Genomic DNA, 25,483 nt, shown 5'->3' with positions numbered 1-25,483 from the left:
ATAGCTATGTCAGGTATTTTTTGATCCCATTGTGAGCTAACTTCACATATTTTTCATGAATGGTTTCGCCTCTTTTCAGCGCCGGAAAACGAAAGCCGGAGCCCGCCTCGGATGAGGCGGCTCCGGCTTTGCAAACCCTATAGCGACGCCGTTTTGCGGCGATTATTTAATCCAGGTCTTGAAGTATTCCGCGTCTTCCTTCGGCGTATCGAACCGCTTGCCGACCAGGTTTCCAAGCTGTTCCAGCTCTTTGAGCAGCCGCGCGAATTGGTCCGGGAACAGGGACTGCACGCCGTCCCCCGTCATCGAGTTGTCGGGATCCGTGTGCATCTCGATAATGAGGCCGTTTGCGCCCGCGGCGACGGATGCCTTGGACATCGGTTCGACCAGCTCCCGGCGGCCCGTGCCGTGGCTCGGGTCGGAGATGACCGGCAGATGGCTCAGCTCCTGCAGGACGGGAATGGCGGCGAGATCGAGCGTGTTGCGCGTGTAAGTTTCGAATGTTCGGATTCCGCGTTCGCAAAGCATAACGTTCGGATTTCCGCCGGCGAGTATGTACTCGGCCGCGTTCAGGAATTCGTCGTAGGTCGCGCTGAATCCGCGCTTCAGCAGCACCGGCGTTTTCACCGTGCCGAGCTTGCGAAGCAGGTCGAAGTTCTGCATGTTGCGCGTGCCGACCTGCAAGATATCGGCGTATTCGCTGCAAATGTCCACGTACTCCGGCGTCATGACCTCCGTGATCGTGAGCAGGCCGTGCTTCCTGCCCGCTTCCGCCATCATCGCCAGACCTTCGACGCCGATGCCCTGGAAGCTGTACGGACCCGTGCGGGGTTTGAACGCACCGCCGCGCAGCACCTGGCCGCCGGCCGCTTTGACCAGACGCGCGATCTCGTCGATCTGCTCCGGCGTCTCCACCGCGCAGGGTCCGCCCATGATCGTCAGGTTGCCGCCGCCGATCTTCACGCCTTTGATATCGATGACCGTATCGTCGGGATGGAAGTCGCGGCTCGCGAGCTTATAGGACTTCGAGATTTTGATGACGTTCTCGACACCTTTCATTTGGCGCAGATGCTCCGCGAGCGTCGGCTCCGCCTTGCCGATGATACCGATGACCGTACGGTCCGTGCCGCGCGACACATGCGTCTGCACACCGGCCTTCTCAATATGCTGGACGATTTCCGTGATACGCTCTTCCGGCTCGTTGTTCTTCGTAATGACGATCATAGATCAGTTCCCCTTTCACACTTAAACGCGCATACGCTTTTAAGCTTCGACGCTTTTAGGCTTTTATGCTTTTAACCGTTAAAGTAACTATACCCAAAAAAACCGGCCTCGTCAAGAGACCGGCTGTTGGTCATTCATTCCGCGAGCGGCTTTGCCTCCAGCGCGTTGCGGCGCAGCTTGCGCTTCTCCTTGCGTTTGTCCGCCACGTACTTGATCGCGAACCGCACCGGGAAGTAGAAGATCGCACCGAGCAGGAACCCGTCGATGATGCCGCCGACGATCAGCTTCAAGTTCACCAGCAGAATATGATTCAGCCAATTCGGGATAACCGGAATATGAAACTGGAGATGATTCGGCAGGACGAGGCCGCCGATCATGCTGTTGACGAATGCGACCGGAATGAAAATGATTTTGCCAAACACGAATCCGACCAATGCGCCGGCCAAACTGGCCCCGAACCAGTAAATCAGCGGAAATATTAGAAAAAACGCCAGCCCGTAGGTCGGGAGCGTGAACATTTCGACGAAAATGCCGATCGAGAAGCCAAGGGCCACGATGGAAGGGCCGCCGGGGGCCCGCATCAATTGGGTGTATTTATATTTGATCCACCGTCTGATCGAGCGCGGTTTTCTCGGTGAAGACATGCGGTTGCGCTCCTTTCACTTACCTGGCCGATTTCGAGCGAATCGCGGGAAGCAGCTTCTCCATATTCACCGTGCGCCGAATCTCCCAGGTCTCGGGGTTTTCATCCTCGTATTGCTCCAAATAGGCGATGACTTCCTTCGTCAGCGGCGTCGGCGTGGAAGCGCCGGACGTCACGGCCACCCTCTTCTTGCCGATCAGCCACTGCCGTTCGATCTCGGATACGTCCGAGACGCGGTACGCGGGCACGCCCGCGATCTCTTCCGACACTTGCGCGAGCCGATTGGAATTGTTGCTCCGCGGGTCGCCGACGACGATGCACAGCTCCGCTTCCTTCGCTTGGCCGGCCACCGCTTCCTGCCGCACCTGAGTCGCCAGGCAGATCTCGTTATGCACCTCGGCCCCCGGGAACGTCTCGAGCAGCTTGCCGATCAGATGGCGGATATCCCATTGGGACATCGTCGTCTGATTCGTGATGATGATCCGTTCCGCGTTCAGCGAGAGCGCGTCGATGTCCGACTCGCGTTCGACGAGGTGCACGTGGCCGGGCGCGATGCCGATCGCCCCTTCGGGCTCCGGATGGCCTTTCTTGCCGATATAGACGACCTCGTAGCCTTGGGCGACCTTATCGCGAATCAGATCATGCGTCTTGGTTACGTCCGGGCAGGTGGCGTCGACGACGGTCAAGCCTTTCTCTTCGGCGCGCTTGCGCACTTCCGGCGACACGCCGTGAGCCGTGAAGATGACCGTACCGCTCGCGATCTGCTCCAGAATCTCGAGCCGGTTCTCGCCGTCGAGCGTGATGACGCCCTCCTGCTTGAACGCCTCCGTCACATGACTATTATGAACAATCATGCCCAAAATATAGATCGGCCGCGGCAAATCCAAGTTCCGCGCCGTCTGCAACGCCAGCACCATCGCGTCGACGACGCCGTAGCAATAGCCGCGCGGCGATATTTTCACAATTTCCATGAAACCAGCACCTGCTTTCCCTGCTCAACCATCCAATTGACGAACCGAATGCCGGATCGCCTCAATAATTATACTTCATTCACATCGTCGTGGAAAGCAATCGGCAGCCAGACGGTGAACGTCGTGCCCTGTCCTTCGCGCGTCGAGACCTCGACCGAACCGCCGTGCTCGTCGATGATCCACTTCGCGATGGACAAGCCCAGGCCCGTTCCGCTCGTCTGTCCGCGTGATTCGTCCGCCCGGTAGAACCGCTCGAAGATATGCGGCACTTCGTCGGCGTTCATGCCCATGCCCGTATCCTTGATGATGATGCCGGCCTGGTCCTGCGAACGGACCGCGCGCATTTCGACATATCCGTTTGGCGTGTACTTGAACGCATTTTCCACGAAAATGAACAGCAGCTGCCGCAAAAAATCAGCGTGCGCAATTACTTGTACGTTGTGAATGGCGGTTAGGTTCCCGATTTTCCAATCGGCGTTTCTTGGAAGCAGCTGCGCCCGGCGCGCGACGTCTTCGACAAGCGGAAGCAGCGGCTGCAGCGTCTTCTCCATCTGGTAGCCGGCGTCCGCGCGGGCGAGCGCCAGCAGATCGTTGACTAGGTTCGACATGCGCTTGGCCTCGCCCGCGATATCGTGCATCGCCTCGCGCGTCATCGCCATCCGGCGGTCCTCCTCGGTCTCGCCGCCCGTCTCCGGGTGTCCCGATTCCAGCGCCGGCGGCCACATCCGCTCCAACAGCTCGATGTTGCCGCGAATGGTTGTGAGCGGCGTGCGCAGCTCGTGCGACGCGTCCGACACGAACCGCCGCTGCGCCTTGTAGGCGTCGTCGAGCTCGTTGTACGTCGTCTCGATCCGGCCGAGCATGCCGTTCAGCGTGTCGGTCAGGCGGCCGAGCTCGTCGTTCGGGCCGATCCGCGGAATCCGCATGCTGAGATCCGACTCGTTTTGGATGCTCTTCGCGGCGCGGATGACGTTTTCGACCGGCCGGAACGCCTGCCGCGCGAGGAACAGACCTATCGTGAAGGCGATCGCGATCACGGCGAACGACGCGATGATAAGAATCGTACGAAGGTTGCGCATGTAATTGTCGATCGGGCCCGTATAGACGCCGATCTGCAGCAAGCCGACCAGCTGCTTGTTCTGCTTCAGATGCAGCGGATATTGATAGGTGAGAAATTTGTACTGGTCGACTTTGAGCGTCACGTAGCCTTCGCGGGCCGTGTTCGCGTCCGGTACCGGAAACTTCTTTTTCGCCCGCGTCAAATTGTCCGATTGCACGATATTGCCATTCGTGTAGTTGGATACTTGGATGTAGACGTTGCTCGCGAACGGATTATCAAAATCCAAATTAAGTCCGTTGAAATAATCCAGGGAACCGACGATGTTCATATTGCGGAGCTGCTCCTGGATTTCGTTCTTCGCGTCACGATAGGAATTGTAATTGACGAACAGATAGATCGACACGCTGAATATAAACAGCGTCACGGCAAGCAGCGCCGAATACCACAGCGTCAGCCGAAGCCGGATAGACATCGCGCCTCAGCCTCCTTCTCCCCGCAGCACGTAGCCCGTCCCGCGCACCGTTTGGATCAGCCTCGAGCCGCGGCCGTCTTCCGTTTTCTGGCGCAGCATGGCGATATAAACCTCGAGCACGTTGGATTCCCCGCTGTAGTCGTAACCCCAAATTTTATCCATGATCGCGTCGCGGGTCAGCACCCGGCGCGGATTTTGCATCAGCAGCTGCAGCAGATCGAACTCCTTCGCCGTCAGGTCGATCCGTCTTCCGTTGCGGATCGCTTCGCGCGAATCGAGGTCCAGCGTCAGGTCCTCGAACTGCAGCCGGCTCGCGCTCTCCTCGAGCTTATCCGGCTTGCGGCGGAGCAGCGCCCGGACGCGGGCGAGCAACTCCTCCAGCGCGAACGGCTTAACGAGATAATCGTCGGCGCCGAGATCGAGCCCGCGCACCCGGTCCTGGATGTCGTCCTTGGCGGTCAGCATCAGAATCGGCACGGAGCTGCCGCCCTCCCGGACCCGGCGGCACACTTCCCAGCCGTCCACCTGCGGCATCATCACGTCCAATATCAGCAAATTCGGGTCGCTGGACAGCATCTGCTTCAAGCCCTCCAGGCCGTTGTTGGCCGTTGCCACCTCATAGCCCTCGAACGCCAGACTGCGCCGGAGCAAAGAGGTGATCTTCTCGTCGTCGTCCACTACCAAGATATGCGGTCTCATGGCAATCCCCCAGGGTCAAATATCGATTCGTCCAAAACTTTCTACATTATATCGTACTTCAGCGCGGCGGTGAAACGCATCCGTTCCGCCATGCGCAAAAAGAGGCGCAAGAACAGCCATCAAGACTGCTTGCGCCCCTTGGTTCGGTCGTTGCTCGGGTACGACAGGCTGCGTTATTGGTTCTGCTGCTGTTGCTGCGTTTGCGCTTCGAAATCGTTCTTGTTGCCGATCGTGACGCTGAGGTCCATCTTCTGGCCGTTGCGCACGATGTTCAGCGTCACCTTGTCGCCGACCGATTTCGTCTTGATCGCGGCGATCAGGTCATCCGGCGAGTCGTAGCTCTTGCCGTCCATGCCCGTGATCACGTCGTACTGTCTCAGGTCGGCCATATAGGCCGGGGATTTGTAGATAATGTCGGAGACGACGGAGCCCTTGTTGTTCGACAGTTCAAGCTCCTTCTGCAGCGCGTCGTTGATCGGCGCCAACGTCGCCCCGATGAATGGGATCGGCTTCTTCGGAATGGCCGTGTTCGACTTCAAGTTATCGAGCACCTCGGTGATCGTGCTCGTCGGAATCGCGAAGCCAATGCCCTGTGCCTGGGAGCTCACCGCCGTATTGATGCCGACGACTTCGCCGTTCAGGTTCAGCAGCGGCCCGCCGGAGTTGCCGGGATTGATCGACGCGTCCGTTTGCAGCAAGTGCTGGTATTCGCGGGTGCCTTGGCTATCTGGAATGCTGATCGGACGTTCCTTGGCGCTCAGCACGCCGACCGTCACCGTATGGTCGAAGCCGTACGGGTTGCCGATCGCGACGACCCAGTCGCCAATGTTGATTTTGTTGGAATCGCCGAGCGGCAGCGTCGGGAACGGGTTCTTGCCTTCGACCTTCAGCACCGCGAGGTCGAGGTTGTAGTCCGAGCCGAGTTTCTTGGCCACGTACGGCTGGCTCGTGCCCTGCACGGTGACGCGGATTTCGTCCGCCCCGTCGACGACGTGCTCATTGGTCAGAATATAGCCGCTGGCATCGAAGAAGAATCCGGTTCCGATCCCTTCCGGCGTCAGCTCGCCGGAGCCTTGGCCGCCGTTATCCTGGCTGCCGTTATCCTGGCCGCCGCCTTGACCTTGCCCGCCGAACTGGTCGCCGAAAAATTGGCTGAAGAAATCGTCGAAGCTGCCGGAGCCGCCTTGCTGGCCTTGCGACGACTGCCGCGTGAACGTCTCGATCTTGACGACGGCCGGACTCGATTTCTCGAACAGCTGGGCGATATTGTTCGGCCGGACGACGTCCGCCGCAGAAGACACGCTGCCGTTGTCGCCCGCCTTGCCGATCGCCGAGGAGGCCGAGCTTGGTGCTTGCTGGGACAACGCCTGCTCCGACGTGAACCAATTTTGCTTATCGGACACGTACATAAGCGAGCCGACGGCGACGACGCCGACGAGGAACGAAGCGAACATCGCCTTGAACGGCGAGCGGCGCGATTCCTTCGGCTGCCAGCCGCGCGCCGATTGGGACGGCGCGAACGGCCGGAGCTGCGCCGGCGGCGTCACTTCCACGTTGTGCGCGCTCGGCGAGGTGCTCGTTTGCCGATCCCGCATGTCATCGTCCTCGCCGCGGCCGGCGTCGGAGCCGGGCTTGAACGGCCCGTACGAATAATAGTAGGACGCTTTGCCGGCGCCTTCTCCCTCGTGCTCGTCGTCTTGCGCTCTATGGGTCGACCCGTCATCGTTTCCGGCGTCGCGGCCGTCCGCCGGTTTGAAGAAATCGTCGTAGTCGTTCTTCTTGTTCTGATCGTCCATCCTGCATTCCTCCTTAAAGTTCCCATGGGTGTTGACGCTGACTTACGTTTTGGTTGGTTCGTTCTATAGTTCTATCTTGCACAATCTACCTTAAATCAAACTTAAAATTATTATAATGGCACATAAAAAACCGGGAAGCTGTCTGTGCAGCTTACCCGGCTCGATACGTTGTCTATCAACTTCGCTAGTGCAGCAGGCGTTCCTCTACTTCGGCAAGCACTTTTTTCGCTTGGGTGACCCACTTGGACTCCACTTCGGCGTCGGCGTCGACCGGCTCCTGGAATTGGTCCATCAGGCTGCCGATCGGACTGACATGCGCTTCCGCGTCGAGCCCTTCGTTGTACACATGCTTGAGCACGAACGGACGGCCGATCCGGATCTTGGCGTCCAAATCCTGCGTATCCTCGTCGATGCTGCCGTTGATCACGTTGAACGGCATGCGCAGCCATACCATCCGTTCCTCGTCCAAGGAGCGGTCGAAATAACCGTGTGCGTAGTCCCAGTTGCCGCCCAACGCAAACGCATGCTCTTCGAGCATGTCTCTCACTTCGGTAAATTCCTTCTCGCTTGACTCCAGCTTCGATTCCAGGGGGATCATCGGGGCATTCTCCTCTTAGCCTTGGTATACCGGTAAGATGCCCCTCCTCGCTAACCCTTATCCCGTTTTTACCCAACCTTTTCGATGCGCGTAGACGGCCAGCTGCGTCCGGTCCTCCAGCTCGCACTTCATTAAGAGGTTGCTGACGTGCGTCTTGACCGTCTTGATGCTGATATGCAGCTCGTCGGCGATTTCCTTGTTCGACATGCCTTCGGCGATCAAGAGCAGTACCTCCTTCTCCCGGTCGGTCAAGCCTTCGTCCGCGCCTTGCGCGCTCCGCTGCCGAAGGCCGCGCGTGAGCGCCTGGGAGACGTCGTGCGTCATGACCGGCATGCCTTTCACCGCGCCGTTCAGCGCATAGATCAGCTCTTCCGCGGACACGGTCTTGAGCACGTAGCTGACCGCGCCGGCTTCGACGGCCGCGACGACCTTCTCGTCCTCGAGGAAGCTAGTCAGCATGACGATCTTGAGCTGCGGATACTCCTGCATGATGATCCGGGTCGCTTCCACGCCGTCCATGACCGGCATCATGAGGTCCATCAGCATGAGCTGCGGCGGACCGCCCGGAATGCCGGCGCGCAGCTGGTCGATCGCGTCCTGGCCGTTCGCGGCTTCAGCGACGACCTCGAACTTCGGGTCCAGCATTAAATACGTGCGCAAGCCCGCCCGCACCATGTCATGGTCGTCGACAATCATGATTTTCCATCCGTCATTCGCGCTCATCGTTTCGATCGGCTCCTTTATGGTTCACGTAATTCGGCAGCGTGACGCGGACTCTCGTTCCGCTTCCCGGCTTGCTGATGATCGAGGCGTCGCCGCCCAGCTTGCTTGCCCGCTCGCGCATCGTGGACAGACCGTACGATCCGCGCTTCACTTGATCGGCCCGGAAGCCCGCGCCGTCGTCCTGCAAGGTCATGACGATTTGCCGTTCGGTCTCGGCCACCGTGAGCAGCGCCGTCTGCGCGCCCGCGTGCTTGACGATATTGGCCATCGCCTCCTGGACGATGAGAAACAATTGATGCTCCTTCGCTTCCGACAGCTTTTCCTTGACCCGCCACTCCAGCACGCCTTGAAGGCCGTTTTGCCGGCAGTAATCGGGAAACCATTTGTCCAGCGCCTCCTGCAGCGAGCGGCCCTCGAGCTCCATCGGACGGAGCTGGGCGATGAAGCCGCGCATCTGCTTCTGCGCCATCGAAGACATGCTGATGAGCTGATCCATAACGCCGCTCGCGCGGTCGGGATTCAGCTCCAGCAGCTTGGGCAGCGAAGAGGCGGACATATGAATGGCGAACAGCTGCTGGCTGACCGTGTCGTGCAAATCGCGCGCCAGCCTGCGGCGTTCTTCCAGCACGGCCGCCTCGTTGGAGGCCGTCTCGCGCATGACCTGTTCCTCGCCGGAACGCTGGATCCACTGCATGCGCTCGTCCAGCGATTCCAGCATATCGTTGAACTCGCGAAACGCCGGCGTGAACGCCCCTTCCTCCGGGAGCCGCGTGCCGTAATTGCCGTGGGCGGCCTGCTTGAGGCCGATGACCATCATGTCGATCTGGCGCTGGATCCGCTTGGCCGCCCAGTAGCCGAAGCCGGCGCTGACGAGCAGGAACAAGGCGGCGATCCCGATCCACCAGTCGTTTTGCGGTCCCTCGTCCGGCAGCAGGCCGCAGCCGAGCTCCCAGATCAGCACCGATACGACGGAGGAACAGACGAAGAGCAATATCATGTCCCACTTGCTGTTGCGAAACAAACGCACCATCATCCGCGGATCAGCCTACTTTCGTGACCCGCACATCGCCGATGAACGTACTGACGTGCAGAATGATTTTTTTGTCCATCTCCTGGAAATACGGCGTTTCCACATCGATGTTTTTGAAGATGCCGCCTTCCTTCTGCTCCAGCACCGCCACGTCGCCCACGAACGCGCTCGATACCACGTGCACGCCGAATTCGTAATCGTTCGGGAGGTACACCTTCACGTCGCCGATGAAGGACGAGATATTGATCACCGTCTCGCCAGGCACGATCTGTGCCTTCGTGAGGTCCAGCACCGTGTCGCCGATAAAGTGGGAAATGTTCATCGGTTTGAGCTCCCAGTAATCGTGCCCCAAATAAATGTCGCCGATGAAGCCCGAACGGGTCTGAACGTTCGGATCGTGATTCCACCATTCCACGCGGTCTTTGCGCTGCAGATGCCGCTGATAACGCTGGTAGTGCCGGCGCTCGATCCGTTCGCGGACTTTCGCCGCGTGGATCGCGTGACGCTCGGCGTGGCTCATCCGCTTATGATGATGCGGATGGTTCGGGAACCCTTGGCCGTACGGGGGCACGCCTCCGCCCGCTTCGCCCTCCGGCCGTTCCCGCCGCGGACCTTGATAAGGCCCTTGGCCTTGGTGCGGGCCTTGACGCGGGTCTTGCGCGCGTTCCGGTGCCGATTGGCGCGGTCCCTGCGCCTGCTCGCCGCCTTGACCGGACGGCGCTTCCATCCCATCCGCCCCGCCGTCGCCGAAATCGAACGACGCCTTCGTCGGATCCGGATGCAGCGGCGGCGGCGGCGGCGCTTGCGGCGGTGCAGGCGGCTCCTCGGTCGGCCCGTAGTTGTACGCCTGCCAGTCGTCCTTCCACTTGTCCTTCGCTTCGTCGCCGCGTTTCTTGGCCTTCGGCTTAAAGATCATGGAGATTCCGAAGACAATGAGAATGAGCGGACCGGCGAATTTGATCATGTCGCCGACCGACCAGACGAACAGGTCCAGATTGCGTCCGAGGAAGAGAAACCCGAGTACGAGCAGCACACCGGACCCAAATGCGCTTCCGCGTCCGTACGCCATCCGCTGGAGCAGCCCCTGAACCCCCAGAAACATCAGAATGACGGGCCAGTAGACGGAGAAAATCGCCCCGATGTCGAAGTCGGCGTAGCCTCCCTGACGGAGCAGAAGCCCGACGCCGACGACGATGATCAAGAGGCCCCACATTAAACGATTGATAAAATTACCATTCATTAACGCCACCAGCTCCCAAATCGTAGTGCAAGGTTTGTACTCCCAGTATAACGGAAGGCGCAAGCGGCATAAAAGGGTCTGACGATTGAACGCCGGCTACGTCTCGAGACGGAGAGCCGGCTTCATCCCGTTAGCGCTTACATACTGATGTCACATCTTGTCACTTCGCGCGTTGACATCGCTTACGCGGCGCTTATATAATGAGTGTCGGACTACGAACTACCTCTAATACCTTACATCAGATTTGGAAGGAGTTGGTGATCATGGATACGGCAGTGCTTTCCTCCGGACTCAATACGATCTGGGTCGTGCTCACCGCCGCGATGATCCTGCTCATGGAAGGCGGGTTCGCCCTGCTCGAGGCCGGCTTCGTCAGGCAGAAGAACGCCGTCAGTATCATTATGAAGGTATTCGTCGACATCACGTTCGGGGCGCTCGTTTTTTATTTCCTCGGCTTCGGGCTGATGTACGGCAAGGACGCCGGCGGCTTGATCGGCTGGTCCGGGTTTTTGCTGCGCGGGGATTTGTCGCATATCCAGCTCGACATCTCGCATGAAACGTATTGGCTGTTCCAGTGCGCGTTCGTCATCGCGGTCATCTCCATCGTCTCCGGTGCGGTCGCGGAACGCATTCATTTCAAAGCGTATATCCTATACGCCATCGCGATGACCGGTCTCATCTATCCCCTCGCCGGCCACTGGGTCTGGGGCGTCGGCGGCTGGCTCGGCAAGCTCGGCATGATCGACTTCGCCGGCTCTGCGGTCATTCACGCGCTCGGCGGCTTCGCCGCGCTGGCGGCCGCCATCTTCATCGGTCCCCGGATCGGCAAATTCACGGCGGACGGCAAAAGCAACATCGTCCCCCCTTCCAACCTTCCGCTCGCGTCCGTCGGCGCCTTCATTCTCTGGTTCGGCTGGTTCGGCTTCAACTCGGGCAGCACGCTCAGCGCAACGAACGGCGCCATCGGCCATATCGCCGTCACGACGATGCTATCCGCGGCAGCCGGCGGCGCGGCATGCATCCTATTCACGATGTTCCGCTACCAGAAGGCAGACCCGCCGATGGTCATCAACGGCTCGCTGGCCGGGCTCGTCGGCATCACCGCCGGCTGCTCGTTCGTCTCCGACGGCGCCGCCATGGTGATCGGCGCCGTCTGCGGCGTTGCGATGGTGTTCGCGACGGAGCTGCTCGAGAGCAGAGGCATCGACGATCCCGTAGGGGCCTTCGCCGTCCACGGCGTCAGCGGCTCGCTGGGCACGCTGGCTGTTGGGTTGTTCGCCATGCCGTCGATGACCAAAGGAGTCGGCCAGGAGTATGCCGCCTTGTTCTACGGCGGCGGCTGGCAGCTGCTCGGCGTACAGGCGCTCGGTCTCGCCGTCGTCTGCGTCTGGGGCTTCGGGCTGACTTGGCTGTCGTTCCTGCTCATCAAGCGCGTCATGCCGGTCCGCGTCTCGAAGGACGAGGAGCTGATCGGGCTTGACGTCGGCATCCACGGCGTGCCCGCCTACAACCAAGATCACGATTTCCTCGACGTGGAACGCTTGACGCCAAGACACGACTAGGCGCGATCTTCCGAGAACGCCGGCTTACCGAACGAGACCGAGAGGTCTGGCGGGGAGCCGGCGTTATTGGCATGCTTGGAAGCAAACAAAAACCGCCCCGGCTCGGAGCGGTCTGGATTCCTTGCATGTTCGGCTTTCACTTCATCGTTTGATTCCTCAATATTGGCCTTCGTTCCCTTCAAGGCCATTTAGTTCATCTCGTCCGCCATGTCGCTCGAGACGGCGACGATCGCGGAAGGATCGGGCGTATTCAGGATGGCGCGCGCCTGCTCGATCTCAAGACGCAGGGTGCGGACCTTCTCCATGGGGCGCTTCACGTAGTGGATGTACTCGACGGCCAGATGATGCGCGGGCTTCTTCCCGGAGAGCAGCCGGCGAAGCGTCGACATCGACTGGTAGCTGCGTTCCTCCTGCTGCCGCCGCTTCTCGTAGCGTTCGACCATCTGTTCGATCTCCGCGATTTCCTGTTCGCGCTTGGCGATGTATGAGCTTAGGAACGGAATGACTTCGGCGGCCTTGCGATGTCTCATGCGCGAAGGCGGAATGTAGGAAATTGGATCCGTCATGACAACCCCTCTATCCTTGCATGTCATAAATCGTTACAATTCCTATCTTACCTGATCCGCCGCCGTTTGAAAACCATTTATCCGCTGAAAAAACGGCAATAAATTGTCGCCGATGTCAGCTCCCATCACACAGATCCATGGGCCGGTGCCGGCGCGGCCGCAAATGAAAAGAGGGACCGCTGCTGGTCCCTCTTCGCGCCGCAAGGCGAGTTTATGTTATTTCTCCGCTTTTTGCGAAGCGGCCTTCGACTTCCCGTTGTTGATCGATGCGTTTTCGGACGCGAACTCCGCATTGAACTTCGATTGCGTCGACGCGTTCATTTTGTTGTTTTTGTTTTTCGCCATTGCTGCTCACCTCCCGTACGTTAATTAGTATGGCAGGAGCGCAAAGCGTTTATGTAATGGGCCGTTCGAGTCGGGGCCGGCTAACCGGGAGCTGCCCAATGCTCAAGCATGCTCTGTGCAAAGGGATTGTTCCCTGCCTTCAGGGCATCATCCATTGCTTCAACCGGAGCTTCGTGCGGTGAATCCGCGCCTTGATCGTGCCGACGGGCACCTGCCAAGCGGCCGCGATCTCCCGGTCCTTGTAGCCGTAGTAGAACTTGTACAGCAGCAGCGCCCTCGTCTTGGGATCCAGCTCGCCCAGCAGCTCCCGGATCTCCAGGATGATGTCGGCTTCGTCGCGCGCGGCCGGAAGTCCGTCGCTCCACTCCCGGTCTCCGGACGGCAGCACGCGGCGCGACCGCCGGTTCGCGTTGGAGGCGGTATTGGCCGTGATCGCCTTCGCCCACGCCTGCAGCTTGTCCGTCTCGCGAAGCGAGTGCCGCTTCGTCAAGATCCGCACCCACGCTTCCTGAACGACGTCCTGGGCATCCGACTTGTTGTACACTTTGGCGAGCGCGACCGCGATCATCTCCTGGTACAACTGCAGCAGCTTGTCCTCGAACATGTCGAATGGCCGCCTATCCGCCCGGCTCCGTTCATCTGAAGGCCCCAGATCGCCGTTCATGCCTAACCGCCTCCACTCCGCCCATGATACCGTTTACAATAATTGTAGCACAGCGATTCCGCAAAAAAAAGAGAATGTTCAACGGCTCGCGTCGAACATTCCCGCTTCTATCGTTAGGACTCCAGCAACGCCCGAGGCAGCGTCTTCTCGGCGGTAACCGCCTCGTTCAGCTGGGTTAATCTGGCTTCGGTCAGCTTGCCGTTGCCGCGCTTCAGCACGTATACCGTCACTTTGCGTTTGCCCCATTGCGTGAAGACCTGCTTCCTCGTTTCGAAATACAGATCGATCTTCTTCCCTTTTATCTTGGACCCCGTGTCCGCAACGATGCCGTAGCCGTAACCCGGTACGTACAGCACGGTCCCGATGGGGAAGACTTTCGGATCCGCGGCGATCGTGGATACGAAATCGCGGCGTACCTTGACGCCGGAATACGTGATCCCGTATTGGGGATGTCCCGGCCGCTTGCCCGTCGATTCCACGCCGGCGGTATAGCCGGTCGCCACGACTTGCATCGGACGTACGTTGTTCGCCGTGACGGATGCCATGACCGATTCGCGGACTTCCCGCTCCTCCTTCGGCATGTTCGCGCGGACGGTGCCGGCTGCCGTACATTCCAGTTCGAAAACTTGGTTCAGCAACAGGATCGCCGCGGCGCAAGCCGCCAAGATCCGGTAAAGCGGTAAAAAGCTTGTCGTCATGTGGATTAGTAGCCTCCTTACCACGAAGGATTCCCCATGACGACAAGCATTATGCGGCATGTGATACTGCCGCGTCCGGCGTTAAATCTGTTTCGACGCGATTTCAGCCTGCAGCAGCGCGATCAGCTCCGCGACCGGCTTCGAGCCGAGATCGCCTTCTCCGCGCTTGCGCACGGATACGGATCCCGAATTCGCCTCGTTCTCGCCGACGACGAGCATGTACGGCGCCTTCTCGAGCTGCGCCTCGCGGATTTTGTAGCCGAGCTTCTCGTTGCGCAGGTCGCTCTCCACGCGGATGCCGGCGTGCTGAAGCTTCTCCTCGACTTCGCGCGCGTACGCTTCGTAAGCCGTTGAGACCGGGATGATCTTCGCCTGCACCGGGGACAGCCAGAGCGGCAGCGCGCCCGCGAAATTCTCGAGCAGGAACGCCGTCATGCGCTCCATCGTGCTGATGATGCCGCGGTGAATGACGACCGGACGGTGCTTCTTGCCGTCGTCGCCGACGTACTCGAGCTCGAAGCGTTCCGGCAGCAGGAAGTCGAGCTGCGCCGTCGACAGCGTCTCTTCCTTGCCGAGCGCCGTCTTGATCTGCACGTCCAGCTTCGGACCATAGAAGGCCGCTTCGCCTTCCGCCTCGTAGAACGGCAGGCCGAGCTCCTCGACGACCTCGCGCAGCATGCGCTGCGACATTTCCCACATCTCGTCGTTCTGGAAGTACTTCTCCGTGTCCTGCGGATCGCGGTAGGACAGACGGAACCGGTATTCCTTAATGCCGAAGTCCTCGTACACCTGGCGAATCAGATTGATGACGCGGGCAAATTCTTCCTTGATCTGGTCCGGACGGGCGAAGATATGCGCGTCGTTCAGCGTCATCGCCCGCACGCGATGGAGGCCCGTCAGCGCCCCGGACATTTCGTAGCGGTGCATCGTGCCGAGCTCGGCGACGCGGACCGGCAGATCGCGGTACGACCGCATTTCGCTCTTGTACACCATCATATGGTGCGGGCAGTTCATCGGACGAAGCACGAGCTCCTCGTTGTCCATGATCATTTTCGGGAACATGTCTTCCTGGTAGTGCTCCCAGTGGCCGCTCGTCTTGTACAGCTCCACGTTCGCCAATACCGGCGTGTAGACATGCTGGTAGCCGAGACGCTCCTCGAGATCGACGATATAACGCTCCATCGTTCTGCGCACGCGGGCGCCGTTCGGCAGCCAGAGCGGCAGACCTTGGCCGACTTCGCGCGAGAACGTGAACATCTTCAGCTCACGGCCGAGCTTGCGGTGATCGCGCTTCTTCGCTTCTTCGAGGAAATGCAGATGTTCGTCGAGCTGCGCTTTCTTCGGAAACGCCGTGCCGTAGATGCGCTGCAGCATCTTGTTCTTGGCATCGCCGCGCCAGTAAGCGCCGGCCACGCTGAGCAGCTTGAATGCCTTGATCCGGCCGGTGGACGGCAGATGCGGGCCGCGGCACAGATCGAAGAATTCACCCTGGTCATAAATGGTGATTTGCGCGCTCTCCGGCAGGTCGCGGATCAGCTCCAGCTTCAGCGGGTCGTTGATTTCCGTAAAAATCGCCACCGCTTCTTCGCGCCTGACCGCGCGGCGGCGGATCGGCAGATCCTCCTGCACGATGCGCTCCATTTCCTTCTCGATCTTCGCCAAATCATCGGCCGTCAGCGGCTCTTCCATATCGATGTCGTAGTAGAAGCCGTCTTCGATGACCGGACCGATGCCGAGCTTCACGCTGCGGTCCTTGAACAGCCGCTTGATCGCCTGCGCCATCAGATGCGCCGTGCTGTGCCGGTACACCTCGAGCCCGTCGGCGGAATCCAGCGTCACGATTTCGAGCGCGGCATCGCCTTCGAGCGGCGTGTACAGGTCGACCACCTTGCCGTCCACTTTGCCGGCGACGGCGTTCTTCCTCAGCCCGCTGCTGATCGAGCCCGCGACGTCTTCGATCGTCGTACCCTGCGCGTATTCCCGGACGGCGCCGTCCGGCAGCTTGATTTGAATTGCCATGTCCTTCGTTCCTCCCAGATCGTTATTGGCTGCGGACTTGCGCGCAATAAAAAAAGCACGCATCCCGCGAAGGGACGAGTGCTTGTCATTGACCCGTGGTTCCACCCTAATTCAATCGGCGGTCTCCGCGTTGAAGCGAGGGGCCGATCCTTGTCGACGTTCCGTAACGGGAACGAACCGGTGCGGCTTACCGCCAAACGTGACGCTTGGTTTCAACCTCACAGCTACAAAGGGGTATATCGCCGCTGCAGCGCGAGGAACTTTCAGCCGAGGCTCCTCTCTCTGGGCCGTGCGATCACGGAGATACATGTCTTTGTCAATGCTTTTAGATACCTTAATTATATGACGCGGGGACGGCAAGGTCAAGCCCGACCCGCTTCCAGCTTACGGGCTGACGTTGCGGACCCGCTTCCCGGACTCGGGACTCGGGCGGCCGGATTCGTCGAAAAGATGGCCGCATTGGCCGCACGAGCAGCACAGTCGGACCCGCTGCTCGAAAATCGTCTCCAGCGTCCGCATGACGGGAAGCTCCGGCTGCCTGGTGTGGATGACGATCTGCTGCGGGGACACGGTGATCAGCGTGCTGACGATCATGTCCTCCATATTCATCTCGGATTCCAGCATCTCGGCCACGATGCGGTCGGCCGGCACCGTATCGAGCAGCTGGAATTCCTGATCATAGAGCACGAATTCGCTGCCGCCCCGATGGAGCACGTGCACGATCGGCAGCTTCACTTCCTGCATGCGCACGAAATATTTTAGCAGCGAGATGAACTCCTGGTACTGTTTATCCATCACGTATTCGTCGACGGCATAAGCCACGACGTCGCGCAGCTCCTGCCAGTAGGATGCCAGCCGGAACGAGACGAACCCGTCCAGATGAAGGCGCGTGTTGCTCGCCAGGAACAGTTCCAGCTCGTCGGCGATTTTGCCCAGTCTGCGTTCACGGTCCGAATGGCGCATATCCGCGGCGTTGTCTTCCTCCTGCGGCGCCGCGGTTCCGGAGCCATACAAAATGTTGTGGCAGTAGCGCGACACCGTCTCGATCTCCCCCGCTTCCTCGTAGCGGTACTGCTTGCGGATGATCGCCCGCAGCAGCATGGGCTCGAGCTCGTTCATAATATAGCGCGCGAACGCGACCGACGCCGTCCGGTAAACCGCCGGCCCGTCGTCCTGCAGCCGGAACCGCGGCAGGTCGGCGACGCAGACGATCTCCATGCCCGTATGGGAAGGTCGGCTGAATCCGGCGAAGGCAGCGTGACCGGCGCTATGTAAATCGGCAAGTTCTTCGCATAAATACCGGTGGAGCCGATCGATCGCTTCGGTAGAAGCCGAGTGCAAAGAAACGGTGAAAAGTTCCATAGGCTCACTCCTAAAAGTTTTTGCGTTATTGATTGGTCGGGTGGGCCGACCAGTTAGAGCAAAAACTAACTTCGAAAGCATAGGCTTAAGTTTTTGCGAATGCAGAGGCCGATATTTCTCGGCCTGTTAGAGCAAAAACTAACTTCGAAAGCATAAGCGTAAGTTTTTGCGTTATTGATTGGTCGGGGGTGGGCCGACCAGTTAGAGCAAAAACTAACTTCGAAAGCATAGGCTTAAGTTTTTGCGAATGCAGAGGCCGATTTCTCTTGCCTTTTTTGTGCAAAAACCGGTGTGGAAGCTATATGGTGCGTCATTGGCGGCCGCTCATACGGACATAAATATCTTCGAACGCATAAGCTGCGCCGTTATTTGGTTTGAGGCGAGTGCAAGGTCCTTAATCGGGCCTGCAAAGGTCAGCGCACATGGGTTGCGATTCGGTTTCAGCCGGGCGCTTTGCCGGCCATGCATGCCGTAAACCGCGGTACGGCGCGAGGCTTTCCGCAAGCCGGAACGTCCTGCATTTACGGGCCGAATCCGCGACTTCGAGGTTCCTTAACAGTATATGGTTCAGCGAAACCAGATATACGATGAATGCGCTGGCTGCACTGGCGGGAGCTTGGGATGAAAGGGTGGATGTGGCAGCAGGAACCGCAGCATCTGGCGTACGCCTGGATGGCGAAGCCGGGCCGCTGGCACGCAAAAAAGCTCCCCTTCGGCAAAACGTCGGTTTCGCCGAAAGGAAGCTTTTCGCTATTATGATTTAATTTTGCATGATGAAATCGTTGGCGGCTTGTTCGGATCCCTCGAAAACTTTCAGAATCTCGTATTTCGTGTTCCGCTGCGCCGGAATTTTGCCCGCTTCGCGGATGATCTGCAGCGTCGAGCCGATGTTGACCTTGTGCGTCGTGCCTGCCGCGGAGACGACGTTCTCCTCGATCATCGTGCTGCCGAAGTCGTTGCAGCCGTAGGACAGCGTCAGCTTGCCGATCTCCGGTCCCATCGTCACCCAGGACGACTGGAAGTTGTCGATGTTGTCGAGCGCGATGCGGCTGATCGCCAGCGTCTTCAAGTACTCCTCCGGCGTCGCCTTCTCCCGCTTCATGTTCGTGTTCTCCGGCTGGAATGTCCACGGAATGAACGCCAGGAAGCCTTTGGAATTGTAGCCGTTCGCGATGCAGTCGTCCTGCGCGTCGCGGACGCGGAGCAGATGGAGCGCGCGCTCCTCCATCTCCTCGCCGAAGCCGATGACCATCGTCGCCGTCGTGTTCATGCCGACCTTATGCGCGGTGCGCATGACGTCCATCCAATCCGTCCAGGAGCCCTTCAGGCGGCTGATCTTCCGTCTCGTGCGGTCGTCGAGAATCTCGCCGCCGCCGCCCGGCAGCGAATCGAGACCAGCTTGGTTCAGCTCAATCAGCACCTGCTCCAGCGGCAAGCCCGACAGCGTCACCATCTTCTGAATCTCCGCCGGCGAGAACGAATGCATCGTAATCTTCGGAAACTGCTGCTTGATCTTGCGCAGTAGCTCCAAATAATACGTAAACGGCAGATCCGGATTGACGCCGCCCTGCATGAGGATTTCGGTTCCGTTCACGTCCGTCGTTTCCTTGATCTTCTGCAAGATCGTCTCATCCGGCAGCACGTAGCCCTCTTTCGAGCCCGGCGGACGGTAAAACGCGCAGAAGCGGCAATAGACGTCGCAGATGTTCGTATAGTTGATGTTGCGGCCGATGACGAACGTCGTGATCGGCTCCGGGTGGCGCCGCAGCATGAGCTGATTGGCGACATGACCCATTTTTTCGATTTCGTCGGATTCGAACAGCGTCACGATCTCTTCCAATCCGATGCGATTCCCCTGCAATGCTTGATCCAGTATGCGGTCCACGTTTTGCAATGCGGAGACCTCCTTCTCTCTATCCAATTCCGTACCTTATCGGTTCTAATCGGTTCACTTCAGTCTACCATAAAACGATAGCGGCCGTCATTTGACGTCCGGGCGAGCAATCTCCGCCAACTTGACTAAAAACGCGGCTAGTCCGTCCGGACTGCCGCGCATTGCATTTTTTGCGCTATTTATCCGTTCAGCGCTTGCTCCAAATCCGCGATCAGGTCGTCGATGTCTTCCAGGCCGACCGAGTACCGCAGCAAGCCGTCCGTGATGCCGCGCTCGAGGCGCACCTCGCGCGGCATCGCGGCGTGGGACATCATCGCCGGATACGACAGGATGCTCTCCACGGCGCCGAGGCTGACCGCGACGAGCGGAATCTTCACGCGGGACAGCACCGCTTTCGCGCGTTCGCCGTCGCCGACGTCGAACGAGACGACTGCGCCGTAGCCCTTGGACTGCTTCTCATGCACGTCCCGGCGCGGATGGTCCGCCAAGCCCGGGAAGTAGACGCGCGTCACAGCCGGATGCGCGTTCAGCCATTCCGCCAGCTTGCGCGCGCTGCGCTCGCTGTGCTCCATGCGCGCCTGCAGCGTCTTCATGCCGCGCATGAGCAGCCACGATTCCTGCGAGCCGAGCACCGTGCCGAGCCCGTTCTGCAGCTGCTTCAAGCGGCGGCCGAGGCTGTCGCTCGCCGCGACGGCCAGTCCCGCCAGCACGTCGCTGTGGCCGCCGAGGAACTTCGTCGCGCTGTGCAGCACGATGTCGACGCCAAGCTCGATCGGCCGCTGGTGATACGGCGTCATGAACGTGTTGTCCAGCAGCGTGATAAGGTCATGCTGCTTCGCCCACGCCGCGATTTCGCCGATGTCGGTGATCTTCAGCGTCGGGTTCGACGGCGTCTCCATGAAGACGGCCTTCGTGTTCGGCTTCAGCGCCGCCCGGACCGCTTCGAAATCCGTCATGTCCACGAACGTAGAATCGATGCCGAGCCGGTTCAGCACCGTGGTCAGCAGCCGGTAGGTGCCGCCGTACACGTCCTCCGTCACGATGACGTGGTCGCCGGCCGAGAACAGCAGGAACGCCGTCGAGATCGCGGCCATGCCGGAGGCGAAGGCGAACCCGCGGACGCCGCCTTCGAGCACCGTGATGTAGTCTTCCAGCGCTTGCCGCGTCGGATTGCCGGAACGGCTGTAATCATGGACCGGCGGGTTGAAAATATCGTGATGGTGGAACGTCGACGCCTGATAGATCGGCACGCTGGACGCGCCGGTATGCTCGTCGATTTCCGAGCCGAAATGGATCAGCTTCGTGGCGAATTGCGTCTCGGGCTTCTTGTTCGGTTCCCGCTCTTGTTGGTTCGACATGTCCTAGACCTCCCCGATTTCGCGTTTGGCCGCTTCGAACGCCTGCGCCAGATCCGCGATCAAGTCGTCCTGATGCTCGATACCGACGGAGAAGCGCAGCAGCCGGTCGTCGACGCCGATCCGCTCGCGAATCTCGAGCGGAATGTCCGCGTGCGTCTGCACCGCCGGATAAGTCATGAGCGACTCGACGCCGCCCAGGCTCTCGGCGAACGCGATCAGCTTGACGTGGCGCAAAATCGGCTCAACGTACGCCGCGTTCTTCAGGCGGAACGAGAAAATGCCGGTGTTGCCGGACGACTGCCGGCTCTGCGTCTCGTGCCCGGGGTGATGCGGAAGCGCCGGATAATACACCGCGTCGACCGCCTCGTGCGTCAGCAGCCAGTTCGCGATCGCCGTCGCGTTGGCTTGATGGCGCTCCATGCGCAGAGCGAGCGTCTTCATGCCGCGCATGAGCAGCCATGAATCCTGCGGCCCGAGCACCGCGCCGAGCGAGTTGTGCAGGAACGCCATTTGCTCGGACAGCTCCTTGCCCTTTGTTACAATGAGGCCGGCCAGCACGTCGTTATGGCCGCCGAGGTACTTCGTCGCGCTGTGCACGACGATATCGGCGCCGAGCTCGATCGGACGCTGGAAGAACGGCGTCAGCAGCGTGTTGTCGACGATGCTGAGCAGGTTCTTGGATTTCGCCCAAGCGCAGACGCGTTCGAGGTCAGTGATCATCATGAGCGGATTGGTCGGCGTCTCGATGAGAATCGCCTTCGTCGACGGCGTGACGAGCATGTTCAGCGCGTCGAGATCGTTCGTGTCCGCGTAGGAAGCGGTCACGCCATAACGGGACAGGATCCGCTGCAGCAGACGGTACGTGCCGCCGTACAGGTCGAGCGACACGAGCAGGTGGTCGCCCTGCCCGAACAGCGAAAATATCGTCGTCAACGCGGCCATGCCGCTGCTGCAGGCGAAGCCGGCGTCGCCGGACTCCAGCTCCGCCGCGGCTTCTTCCAAGACCGTGCGAGTCGGGCTCTTCGTGCGTGCATAGTCGAAGCCGGTGCTCTCTCCGAGGCGCGGGTGGCGGAAGGCGGTCGATTGGTACACCGGGAAGCTGACGGCTCCGGTAACGGGCTCTTTAATGGATCCAATTTGCGCGAGGCGGCTTTCGATTTTCATGGACTGCGGTCTCTCCCTCTCCGTAGCGTATTTAGATGAAGCTTAAATGCCTGCCCCCAGGTCGTAAGGGGTTTGCTGGTACACGTAGTAGTTGAGCCAGTTCGAGAACAGCAGGTTCGCGTGCGCGCGCCAGGTGGACAGCGGCAGCTTCGACGGATCGTCGTTCGGGTAGTAATTTTTCGGTATGGCGATGTCCATGCCCTTGGCCTGGTCGCGGTCGTATTCGGCTTTCAGCGACGTCGGATCGTACTCGGAATGGCCCGTCACGAAGATCTGGCGCCCGTTGCGGGAAGCGACGAGGTAGACGCCGGCTTCCGGCGAATGCGACAGAATGTCCAGATCGCCTACGCTCTCGATATCCTCGCGTCGCACTTCCGTATGGCGCGACTGGGGCACGAAGAACAACTCGTCGAAGCCTCTCATCAGCGGCACGTTGCGCTTCTCGATCCGATGCGGGAAGACGCCGAACATTTTCTCGGGCAGGTCATGCTTCGGCACGCCGTAGTGATGGTACAGGCCCGCCTGCGCAGCCCAACAGATATGGAACGTCGACGTGACTTTGCGCGCGGACCAATCCATGATATCTTTCAGTTCTTCCCAATAGTTGACGTCTTCAAAATCCATCGTCTCGACTGGCGCGCCTGTAATGATCATGCCGTCGAAATACAAATGCTTGATATCGTCGAACGTTTTGTAGAACGAGTCCAGATGCTGCGCGGAGGTGTTCTTCGACGTATGCGTCTTCGGATGGATCAGGACGACCTCGACCTGAAGCGGCGTGTTGCCGATAAGCCGCAGCAGCTGCGTCTCGGTCACTTCCTTGTTCGGCATCAGATTCAAAATGGCGATCCGCAGCGGGCGGATGTCCTGGTGATACGCGACGCTCTCGTCCATCACGAAGATATTCTCCTCCGAGAGGATGTCTTTCGCGGGCAATTGATCAGGTACTTTAATCGGCATGTCTAGTCACTCCAGTCGTGTATTTTCCCTGAGGAGCGCGGAACGAAAACAGCCCCTCTCCGCAGAGAGGGGCATCACTTTATCGTACATGCGCCTCTCATCTCTCAGAAACGTAACGTTTCCGCAAGAATTAGCACCGTGCGTTCGCACGCCGGTTGCCGGGCTTCATCGGGCTAGTCCCTCCGCCTGCTCTTGATAAGAAAGCTTGCTTATTTAATTGTGGAATCACGTTATGGAAATACTTTAATTCATTCCGCGGTTGCCGTCAAGGCAAACCCGCCGGAGCGGGCAAAAAACCTGTCACGGCGGGCTTTTCCCCGCATATGGTAAGACGTAGGGATGCGCGCCGCTTTTCTTCTTGTATGGAAAGACATTGTCGGAGTATACTAGACAAGGATTGCGCGAATGCGATCGAAATCGAACGTACGAAGGGGTGTTTGCGAATATGGAAGGCGACCCGAGGCCTGCGGACAACCGCATAGAATCCGCGCATTTCGCCGCGGTTCATGCGCGCGTCCGCATCGATTACCGGCTTGCAGGAACAGCAGCGTGTCCGCTTGCGCCCGTTCGATCCTATTCGTACCTCCCCGCTTTACATACAATGCGGTGAAGCGAATGGCCGACAGGCGTATTCGCTCACGCTTCCTTCCTCATGCCGGCATCCGGGAAACAAACAGCACTAGGGCAAGAGAGGAGGAGCGCGGATGAAAATCCGTCACGTAACGCAAGGCGTGTTCACGCCGGTCGAAGACATTATGACGGCGACGACCCCGCCTGCCGAAGGGTTCTATTGGATCGACGCGGGCGTTGACGATCTGGAAGTCCTGCAGCCGCTGTTCTCGCTGCACGATCTGGCGGTCGAGGACTGCTTGAGCGAAGAGGAGCAGCGTCCGAAAATCGAAATTCACGAAGGCCATTACTTCCTGGTCATCAACAGCATCCGGTTCGACGATGAAGAAATTTTCCTGCGGGCGCTTAACATTTTTTTGGGCCGCCATTATATCATTACCGTTACGAAGCAAAAAATCAACGAACTCCGCACGTTGAAGCCGATTCTGCTCGAGGAGCAGGTCAGCCGGCCCGACTATTTCCTGTATCATCTCGTCGACATCGTCGTCGACAATTACTTCCTCGTCGGGGACCGGATCGAGGTGCGCATCGAAAGTCTCGAGGAAGATATCCTCATGCATACGAAGAAATCGCATCTGAACGAAATCATCGGGCTCCGGTCCGAAATTCTGTGGCTGAAGAAGGTGCTCGGCCCGCAGAAGGAACTGATCGCGACGCTCAACAAAAAAGACCTGAAGCTGATCGACGACCAGCTGCAAAAATATTTCAGCGACATTTACGAGAACGCCGTCAAGATCGCCGAGACGTTCGAGACGTACCGCGATCTCATGGGCAACTTGCGCGAGGCCTATCAGTCCAGCCTGGCCAACCGCGCCAACGAAATCATGCGGGTGTTCACGGCGCTGACGACGATCTTCATGCCGCTCACGTTCCTGACCGGAATCTACGGCATGAACTTCGATTACATTCCGCTGCTTCATCTGCACGGCGGCTCATACGTCCTGCTGACGTTCATGCTGCTGCTCGGCTTCGGCATGTTCTTCATCTTCCGCAAGAAGGAATGGCTCTGACTGAATTGAATGGCTCTGAAGCGACAAAAAGCTCTCCGCGGACCAAGTCCTTGGAGAGCTTTTTCGTATGTGCGCGGGTCACCACCGTGCCCGCTTGGCGGATATTACAGCTTGCCGATCGGCAGCTTGAACGTCTTCTTCGTCAGCGGATACAGCCACTTGACGCCGCTCGGCGTCAGCGTGTCGGCGATCAGATGGGACAGATAGCCCCACAGCGCCGTCTGGGCGATGCCGTCCAGCGGCAGCTGCCGCTCCAGCCCCAAGCCGATTCCCCACCAGGCCGCGGCCGCCCAGACCGTATGGGTTAAGCCCCGATGGTTCAGCCAAGGCACCCAGGCGATGAAGGCGCCGAGGCCGATCAGCCAGTTCATGTCCCCGGCGTACCCGCCATATATAAGCCCGAGCCCGATCGCGCATACGAGCGCGTTGCGGATGGCGCCGTTGCCGAGCACCAGCCCGAGCAGCAGTACGGTCACCGCCGGCACCGCCCACGTCAGGCGCAGTTCCCCTTGCGCGATGTATACGCCGGCCGCAGCGGAGACGAGCGCGATGCCGCCCCAGATCATCAGCCAATGGACGATCTTGGCCGTGCGGTTCAGCTTGCCGCTCAGCAAGCTCGTGCCGTCCAAGTCCGCGCTGAGCGACGAGAACGCCGCCACCGCGACGTAGAGCGCGGCATGCTTAGCCTCGAACGGGTGGCTTGCCGCGGCCGCGACGCCGATCGCGACGCCGATCGCGAGATGCGTCGTTCCTTTCATGTTGCGTGTCCTCTCCCTCTCTCGACTGACTCCGGTG

Annotated in this window: 24 protein-coding genes and 1 riboswitch; of the genes, 2 read left to right on the top strand and 22 right to left on the bottom strand. The window is 59.5% G+C overall.

Annotation, left to right across the window (positions count from 1 at the left end; all coding sequences use genetic code 11):
- Positions 1-162 precede the first annotated feature (162 nt).
- The 10 genes from aroF to liaF form a co-directional block, all read right to left on the bottom strand.
- A complete protein-coding gene (aroF, locus tag ACFPB1_RS08035) occupies positions 163-1,224 on the bottom strand; it encodes a 3-deoxy-7-phosphoheptulonate synthase (protein ID WP_379223815.1) in 1,062 nt (353 codons plus the stop codon).
- Between the two features lie 134 nt (positions 1,225-1,358).
- Positions 1,359-1,868, bottom strand: coding sequence for a DUF2062 domain-containing protein (locus ACFPB1_RS08030; RefSeq protein WP_379223813.1), 510 nt, complete (start codon positions 1,866-1,868; stop codon positions 1,359-1,361).
- Between the two features lie 19 nt (positions 1,869-1,887).
- Positions 1,888-2,838: a 4-hydroxy-3-methylbut-2-enyl diphosphate reductase gene (locus tag ACFPB1_RS08025; protein ID WP_379223811.1), complete on the bottom strand. Its 951-nt coding sequence runs from the start codon at positions 2,836-2,838 to the stop codon at positions 1,888-1,890.
- A 68-nt stretch (positions 2,839-2,906) separates the two neighbouring features.
- Complete coding sequence (locus tag ACFPB1_RS08020) at positions 2,907-4,370, bottom strand: sensor histidine kinase (protein WP_379223809.1); 1,464 nt, start codon at positions 4,368-4,370, stop codon at positions 2,907-2,909.
- Positions 4,371-4,376: 6 nt separating this feature from the next.
- A complete protein-coding gene (locus tag ACFPB1_RS08015; RefSeq protein ID WP_379223807.1) occupies positions 4,377-5,069 on the bottom strand; it encodes a response regulator transcription factor in 693 nt (230 codons plus the stop codon).
- Between the two features lie 173 nt (positions 5,070-5,242).
- The gene (locus tag ACFPB1_RS08010; protein ID WP_379223805.1) at positions 5,243-6,865 is read right to left on the bottom strand and encodes a S1C family serine protease; all 1,623 of its coding nucleotides are present in this window, start codon (positions 6,863-6,865) and stop codon (positions 5,243-5,245) included.
- Positions 6,866-7,049: 184 nt separating this feature from the next.
- The gene (locus ACFPB1_RS08005; RefSeq protein WP_379223803.1) at positions 7,050-7,463 is read right to left on the bottom strand and encodes a YugN-like family protein; all 414 of its coding nucleotides are present in this window, start codon (positions 7,461-7,463) and stop codon (positions 7,050-7,052) included.
- 57 nt (positions 7,464-7,520) lie between these two features.
- Positions 7,521-8,186 carry a response regulator gene (locus ACFPB1_RS08000; RefSeq protein WP_379223801.1) on the bottom strand — a complete coding sequence of 222 codons (666 nt, stop codon included), beginning with the start codon at positions 8,184-8,186 and terminating at the stop codon, positions 7,521-7,523.
- The gene (locus ACFPB1_RS07995; RefSeq protein ID WP_379223799.1) at positions 8,173-9,219 is read right to left on the bottom strand and encodes a histidine kinase; all 1,047 of its coding nucleotides are present in this window, start codon (positions 9,217-9,219) and stop codon (positions 8,173-8,175) included. The genes ACFPB1_RS08000 and ACFPB1_RS07995 overlap by 14 nt, the downstream gene beginning before the upstream one ends.
- 7 nt (positions 9,220-9,226) lie before the next feature.
- Entirely contained in the window at positions 9,227-10,456 is a 1,230-nt protein-coding gene (gene liaF, locus ACFPB1_RS07990) for a cell wall-active antibiotics response protein LiaF (protein WP_379223797.1), read from the bottom strand.
- Positions 10,457-10,719: 263 nt separating this feature from the next.
- Between liaF and ACFPB1_RS07985 the strand changes: the two genes are divergently transcribed.
- Entirely contained in the window at positions 10,720-12,018 is a 1,299-nt protein-coding gene (locus ACFPB1_RS07985) for an ammonium transporter (protein ID WP_379223795.1), read from the top strand.
- Here ACFPB1_RS07985 and ACFPB1_RS07980 read toward each other — a convergent pair.
- From ACFPB1_RS07980 to metA, 11 genes are all read right to left on the bottom strand, one after another.
- Positions 12,015-12,206, bottom strand: coding sequence for a hypothetical protein (locus ACFPB1_RS07980; RefSeq protein WP_379223793.1), 192 nt, complete (start codon positions 12,204-12,206; stop codon positions 12,015-12,017). The genes ACFPB1_RS07985 and ACFPB1_RS07980 overlap by 4 nt on opposite strands.
- Positions 12,207-12,584 carry a hypothetical protein gene (locus tag ACFPB1_RS07975; protein WP_379223791.1) on the bottom strand — a complete coding sequence of 126 codons (378 nt, stop codon included), beginning with the start codon at positions 12,582-12,584 and terminating at the stop codon, positions 12,207-12,209.
- 216 nt (positions 12,585-12,800) lie between these two features.
- A complete protein-coding gene (locus tag ACFPB1_RS07970) occupies positions 12,801-12,929 on the bottom strand; it encodes a hypothetical protein (RefSeq protein ID WP_379223789.1) in 129 nt (42 codons plus the stop codon).
- 139 nt (positions 12,930-13,068) lie between these two features.
- Complete coding sequence (locus tag ACFPB1_RS07965; protein WP_379223787.1) at positions 13,069-13,593, bottom strand: RNA polymerase sigma factor; 525 nt, start codon at positions 13,591-13,593, stop codon at positions 13,069-13,071.
- Between the two features lie 113 nt (positions 13,594-13,706).
- Positions 13,707-14,174: a 3D domain-containing protein gene (locus tag ACFPB1_RS07960; RefSeq protein WP_379223937.1), complete on the bottom strand. Its 468-nt coding sequence runs from the start codon at positions 14,172-14,174 to the stop codon at positions 13,707-13,709.
- A gap of 198 nt (positions 14,175-14,372) precedes the next feature.
- Positions 14,373-16,310: a threonine--tRNA ligase gene (gene thrS, locus ACFPB1_RS07955; protein WP_379223785.1), complete on the bottom strand. Its 1,938-nt coding sequence runs from the start codon at positions 16,308-16,310 to the stop codon at positions 14,373-14,375.
- A gap of 384 nt (positions 16,311-16,694) precedes the next feature.
- Complete coding sequence (locus ACFPB1_RS07950) at positions 16,695-17,672, bottom strand: putative sporulation protein YtxC (protein ID WP_379223783.1); 978 nt, start codon at positions 17,670-17,672, stop codon at positions 16,695-16,697.
- A 760-nt stretch (positions 17,673-18,432) separates the two neighbouring features.
- On the bottom strand, positions 18,433-19,566 hold the full coding sequence (mqnC, locus tag ACFPB1_RS07945; RefSeq protein WP_379223781.1) for a cyclic dehypoxanthinyl futalosine synthase: 1,134 nt from the start codon (positions 19,564-19,566) through the stop codon (positions 18,433-18,435).
- A 179-nt stretch (positions 19,567-19,745) separates the two neighbouring features.
- Complete coding sequence (locus ACFPB1_RS07940; protein ID WP_379223778.1) at positions 19,746-20,924, bottom strand: trans-sulfuration enzyme family protein; 1,179 nt, start codon at positions 20,922-20,924, stop codon at positions 19,746-19,748.
- A gap of 3 nt (positions 20,925-20,927) precedes the next feature.
- Positions 20,928-22,088, bottom strand: coding sequence for a PLP-dependent transferase (locus tag ACFPB1_RS07935; RefSeq protein WP_379223776.1), 1,161 nt, complete (start codon positions 22,086-22,088; stop codon positions 20,928-20,930).
- 42 nt (positions 22,089-22,130) lie between these two features.
- Positions 22,131-23,048 carry a homoserine O-acetyltransferase MetA gene (gene metA / locus ACFPB1_RS07930; RefSeq protein WP_379223774.1) on the bottom strand — a complete coding sequence of 306 codons (918 nt, stop codon included), beginning with the start codon at positions 23,046-23,048 and terminating at the stop codon, positions 22,131-22,133.
- A 94-nt stretch (positions 23,049-23,142) separates the two neighbouring features.
- Positions 23,143-23,250, bottom strand: a riboswitch (SAM riboswitch).
- 502 nt (positions 23,251-23,752) lie between these two features.
- On the opposite strand from metA, the gene corA reads away from it, so the two are divergent.
- Positions 23,753-24,688: a magnesium/cobalt transporter CorA gene (gene corA, locus ACFPB1_RS07925; protein WP_379223772.1), complete on the top strand. Its 936-nt coding sequence runs from the start codon at positions 23,753-23,755 to the stop codon at positions 24,686-24,688.
- A gap of 104 nt (positions 24,689-24,792) precedes the next feature.
- On the opposite strand, the gene ACFPB1_RS07920 is transcribed toward corA, so the two are convergent.
- Positions 24,793-25,446 carry a metal-dependent hydrolase gene (locus ACFPB1_RS07920; protein WP_379223767.1) on the bottom strand — a complete coding sequence of 218 codons (654 nt, stop codon included), beginning with the start codon at positions 25,444-25,446 and terminating at the stop codon, positions 24,793-24,795.
- Positions 25,447-25,483 lie beyond the last annotated feature (37 nt).

It is taken from the genome of Paenibacillus sp. GCM10023250, from assembly GCF_042653205.1.
GTDB lineage: Bacteria > Bacillota > Bacilli > Paenibacillales > Paenibacillaceae > Paenibacillus_Z.
This window is presented reverse-complemented; position numbering and strand designations above follow the sequence as displayed.

What these genes read in the sequence shown, in the direction of transcription:
- aroF (WP_379223815.1), bottom strand. Translation starts at nt 1,224, where the DNA reads ATGATCGTCATTACGAAGAACAACGAGCCGGAAGAGCGTATCACGGAA.
- ACFPB1_RS08030 (WP_379223813.1), bottom strand. Translation starts at nt 1,868, where the DNA reads ATGTCTTCACCGAGAAAACCGCGCTCGATCAGACGGTGGATCAAATAT.
- ACFPB1_RS08025 (WP_379223811.1), bottom strand. Translation starts at nt 2,838, where the DNA reads ATGGAAATTGTGAAAATATCGCCGCGCGGCTATTGCTACGGCGTCGTC.
- ACFPB1_RS08020 (WP_379223809.1), bottom strand. Translation starts at nt 4,370, where the DNA reads ATGTCTATCCGGCTTCGGCTGACGCTGTGGTATTCGGCGCTGCTTGCC.
- ACFPB1_RS08015 (WP_379223807.1), bottom strand. Translation starts at nt 5,069, where the DNA reads ATGAGACCGCATATCTTGGTAGTGGACGACGACGAGAAGATCACCTCT.
- ACFPB1_RS08010 (WP_379223805.1), bottom strand. Translation starts at nt 6,865, where the DNA reads ATGGACGATCAGAACAAGAAGAACGACTACGACGATTTCTTCAAACCG.
- ACFPB1_RS08005 (WP_379223803.1), bottom strand. Translation starts at nt 7,463, where the DNA reads ATGATCCCCCTGGAATCGAAGCTGGAGTCAAGCGAGAAGGAATTTACC.
- ACFPB1_RS08000 (WP_379223801.1), bottom strand. Translation starts at nt 8,186, where the DNA reads ATGAGCGCGAATGACGGATGGAAAATCATGATTGTCGACGACCATGAC.
- ACFPB1_RS07995 (WP_379223799.1), bottom strand. Translation starts at nt 9,219, where the DNA reads ATGATGGTGCGTTTGTTTCGCAACAGCAAGTGGGACATGATATTGCTC.
- liaF (WP_379223797.1), bottom strand. Translation starts at nt 10,456, where the DNA reads ATGAATGGTAATTTTATCAATCGTTTAATGTGGGGCCTCTTGATCATC.
- ACFPB1_RS07985 (WP_379223795.1), top strand. Translation starts at nt 10,720, where the DNA reads ATGGATACGGCAGTGCTTTCCTCCGGACTCAATACGATCTGGGTCGTG.
- ACFPB1_RS07980 (WP_379223793.1), bottom strand. Translation starts at nt 12,206, where the DNA reads ATGGCCTTGAAGGGAACGAAGGCCAATATTGAGGAATCAAACGATGAA.
- ACFPB1_RS07975 (WP_379223791.1), bottom strand. Translation starts at nt 12,584, where the DNA reads ATGACGGATCCAATTTCCTACATTCCGCCTTCGCGCATGAGACATCGC.
- ACFPB1_RS07970 (WP_379223789.1), bottom strand. Translation starts at nt 12,929, where the DNA reads ATGGCGAAAAACAAAAACAACAAAATGAACGCGTCGACGCAATCGAAG.
- ACFPB1_RS07965 (WP_379223787.1), bottom strand. Translation starts at nt 13,593, where the DNA reads ATGAACGGCGATCTGGGGCCTTCAGATGAACGGAGCCGGGCGGATAGG.
- ACFPB1_RS07960 (WP_379223937.1), bottom strand. Translation starts at nt 14,174, where the DNA reads ATGCCGAAGGAGGAGCGGGAAGTCCGCGAATCGGTCATGGCATCCGTC.
- thrS (WP_379223785.1), bottom strand. Translation starts at nt 16,310, where the DNA reads ATGGCAATTCAAATCAAGCTGCCGGACGGCGCCGTCCGGGAATACGCG.
- ACFPB1_RS07950 (WP_379223783.1), bottom strand. Translation starts at nt 17,672, where the DNA reads ATGGAACTTTTCACCGTTTCTTTGCACTCGGCTTCTACCGAAGCGATC.
- ACFPB1_RS07940 (WP_379223778.1), bottom strand. Translation starts at nt 20,924, where the DNA reads ATGTCGAACCAACAAGAGCGGGAACCGAACAAGAAGCCCGAGACGCAA.
- ACFPB1_RS07935 (WP_379223776.1), bottom strand. Translation starts at nt 22,088, where the DNA reads ATGAAAATCGAAAGCCGCCTCGCGCAAATTGGATCCATTAAAGAGCCC.
- metA (WP_379223774.1), bottom strand. Translation starts at nt 23,048, where the DNA reads ATGCCGATTAAAGTACCTGATCAATTGCCCGCGAAAGACATCCTCTCG.
- corA (WP_379223772.1), top strand. Translation starts at nt 23,753, where the DNA reads ATGAAAATCCGTCACGTAACGCAAGGCGTGTTCACGCCGGTCGAAGAC.
- ACFPB1_RS07920 (WP_379223767.1), bottom strand. Translation starts at nt 25,446, where the DNA reads ATGAAAGGAACGACGCATCTCGCGATCGGCGTCGCGATCGGCGTCGCG.